Annotated in this window: 2 protein-coding genes; one reads left to right on the top strand and one right to left on the bottom strand. The window is 70.8% G+C overall.

Annotated features, from left to right (window positions below; translation table 11 throughout):
• Window positions 1–87: 87 nt before the first annotated feature.
• Window positions 88–1299, bottom strand: coding sequence for a dicarboxylate/amino acid:cation symporter (locus Q4A22_RS10090; protein WP_303179146.1), 1212 nt, complete (start codon window positions 1297–1299; stop codon window positions 88–90).
• 228 nt (window positions 1300–1527) lie between these two features.
• Between Q4A22_RS10090 and Q4A22_RS10095 the strand changes: the two genes are divergently transcribed.
• On the top strand, window positions 1528–3363 hold a 1836-nt coding region (locus tag Q4A22_RS10095), incomplete at its 3' end, for a hypothetical protein (protein WP_303179149.1).

Below are 3363 nucleotides of genomic sequence, written 5' to 3' on the forward strand. Positions count from 1 at the left end.
CCCCCCCGGGTCCCCCCCTGCCCCCGGCGGGGGCCCGCGCGCCGCCCCCCCCCCGCCACCAGGTGGACGGAACGGGAAGGGAACGGGTCAGGCTGTGGTGTGCTCCGGGACGTCGTGGAGCTTGCCGTCCCGGCCGGTGAGCATGCGGTTCATGACCAGGGCGATGGCGCCGTCGCCGGTCACGTTGCACGCGGTGCCGAAGGAGTCGATGGCCACATAGGTGGCGATCATGAGGCCCACGGCGGTCTCGTCGAAGCCCAGGGAGGACTGCAGGATGGCCACCGCGGCCATGATGGCGCCCCCGGGGACACCCGGCGCGGCGACCATGGTGACGCCCAGCAGGAAGATGAACCCGATGTACTGCCCTGTGCTGATGGGCATCCCTGAGATCGTCATGATCGCCATGGAGAAGAGCACGATCTTCATGGTGGAGCCGGAGAGGTGGATGGTGGCGCAGAGAGGGATGGTGAACCCTGCCACGCGCTCGTCCACGCCGTTGCGGCGGGTGCACTCCAGCGTCACGGGGATGGTAGCTGCGGAGGACGACGTGCCGAGGGCGGTGGCGTAAGCCGGGAGCATGTTCTTCAGCATCACGAAGGGGTTGCGCTTGGCCACAACGCCCGCGACGGTGTACTGGATCACGAGGATGACCACGGTCATGATGAAGGCCAGGATGACGACACGCAGGAACGTGGAGATGACCAGGACGATCTGTCCGTTCATGGTGAGGCTGAGGAACATGCCGAAGATGTAGACGGGCAGCAGCGGGATGATCACCTTTTCCACGGTGCGCATCACGATGGTCCGCAGCTCCCCGAACCCCTTGTGGAGGGTGTCACCCTTGACGAAGGTGATGCCCACTCCGATGCAGAACGCGAGGATCAGGGCGGTCATCACGTCGAACACGGGAGGCATGGTGATCTGGAAGTATCCGCTCAGGGCGTGGTCCTCGGGGTTCTCTAGGCCGTTGACCTCCGAGTGACCACCGAGCAACCACGGGTAGGTGGCCCTGGCCACGAGGAACGCGAGCAGGCCGGCGAAGATCGTGGACCCGTAGGCGATGGCGGCGGTGGCGGCCAGCCACTTGCCGGCGCCCCGCCCGAGATCCGCGATGGCAGGGGTCACGAGGCCCACGATGATCAGGGGGATCAGGAACCCCAGGAACTGGCTGAAGATGCCGTTGAAGGTCATGAACACACGGGCCAGCCACTCCGGGAAGAAGAGCCCCAGGAGGATGCCCAGCACGATGGCTACGAGGACCCGCACCAGCAGGTTTTTGGAAAGTGATCTCAATCGCATGCTCCATTATCCCCTGGGAGCAGGTCTCATCCCGCCACACGCGGCCCGCCCCGGCGCAACAGATCTCGTCCCAACCTGTCCCGAACCTGACCTTGGTTGCGTGGGTTCTCCACAGGCTCCTCGTTGGGAGCCGCCCGTGGGGCGTTTGTAGAATGCTCAGAAGACCAGAGGGCGTGCTCCGTCACGACCCGTCGCACCATGGCCGCAGGCCGCAGTAGGAGATTCCTCTTGACCGATTCTGAACAGCACGGGTTCCGCGACCACTCGGAGCGTCGCGGCAACGACCGTTCCTCCGGCCCCCGTGGCGAGCGTGACGGCAACCGTCAGGGCGGCGGACGCGGCGGTGACTCCCGGGCCGAGGGTCGTGGCGGGTACTCCGCAGGCGGGAACCGCCGGGACTCCCGCGACGGCTGGGGAGGGCGACGTCGTGACGACCGCGACGGCGGACGCGGCGGATACCGCGGCTCCGACGACCGTCGGGACAGCGGCCGGGACGACCGGCGCGACTCACGCGGCGCCGGTCGAGGACAGTGGGGCAGGCGCGACGACGGCGGCACCGGACGCAGCGGGCGTCCTGGCCGGGACAACCGGTGGGAGTACCGAAGCGGTCGGAGTGAGCGCGGGTCCCGCGGTGCAGACGCGAGAGGCGGCTACCGCGGTCGCGACGAGCGCGGTCCCGAACGCCGGGACCGTGGGTCCGAGAACCACTGGGGCGAGCGGCGTCGTGATGACCGCGGCGCTCGTGGCGTGGATGACCGTTACCGCGGGAACGAGGGTCGGCGCTGGGACGACTCCCGCCGCGGCGAGGACAACAGGGGAGGAGACCGCGGTCGTTCCGGCGTTCCCTCGACCCGGGACGGCGGCTTCCGTGGCCGCGACTCCCGCGAGTACGGGGCGGACCGCGGACGGGAGCAGCGCGGCGGTTTCCGCGCGGGCGACGACCGGCGCGGCAGCCGGCGCGACGACAGGGGCGGGCGGCCCGATCGCGGGTGGGAGGACCGGCGCGGGGGTGGTCGACCCCAGCGCCGCGACGGCGGCTCCGGCCGACCGGGCGCGGGACGCGACGGCCGCCGCAACGACCGTCCCGAGCGCAGCTCCGGGTTCAGCCCCCGCGACCGCGACGACCGCCGGGGCGGTTACGACGACACCCGTCCCCGGTTCGTGGCGCCGGAGATCGATGGGGACGTCACGGGCCGGGAGATCGACCGGTCCATGCGCCACGAGCTGAAGGCGCTCGAGGCCAGCAACGCCGAGCGCGTGGCCCAGCACCTCGTGATGGCCGCCCGCTACCTGGACGACGATCCGCAGTTCGCGCTCGAGCACGCCAATGCGGCGGTGCGCAAGGCCGGGCGCATCGGTGTGGTGCGCGAGGCGGCCGGTGTCGCGGCATACGCGGCGGGGGACTTCGCCCTGGCGCTGAAGGAGCTGCGCACCCACCGCCGCATCTCGGGCTCGCAGGAGCACCTGCCGCTCATGGTGGACTGCCAGCGCGCCCTCGGCCGCGCGGACAAGGCCATGGAGGAGGCCACCTCGCACGCCGCCGACTCCCTGGACGCGGCGGGCAAGGCGGCACTCGCGATGGTCGTCTCCGGCATCCACGCGGACGCGGGTGACCACGACGCCGCCCTGGCCGCCCTCGAGATCCCGCAGCTCGACCGCAACCGCGGGTTCTCCTACAGCCCCGACCTCTTCCGCGCCTACGCAGAGGCGCTGCGGGCAGTGGGCCGCGACAGCGAGTCCATGTCGTGGGAGCGACAGGCGATCGTCGCGGAGGCTGCGCTCGGAATGGGCCAGTTCTCCGAGCCGGAGATCGTGGACCTTGGTGACGACCTCGACGAGGAGGAGGCCCGACGCACGGTGCGCGACGCCCAGCGGCGGCACAGCGCGCCGTCGCCCGAGGCTCCTGCAGACTCCGAGGCTCCGGCGGACGACGCCGCTGGCGCCGGTTCAGCGCCCACCGGTGACGCGGTTGCCTCGGTCGAGTCGGCCGGGGCAGAGGACACTTCCGTTTCCTCCGAGGCCGGTCAGGCGGGGGACGAGAACCGCGCCGAGGCCACGAACCGC

The organism is Kocuria sp. (assembly GCF_030530945.1).
GTDB lineage: Bacteria > Actinomycetota > Actinomycetes > Actinomycetales > Micrococcaceae > Kocuria.

Coding starts and splice junctions, on each gene's coding strand:
- Q4A22_RS10090 (WP_303179146.1), bottom strand. CDS start 1,299: ATGCGATTGAGATCACTTTCCAAAAACCTGCTGGTGCGGGTCCTCGTA.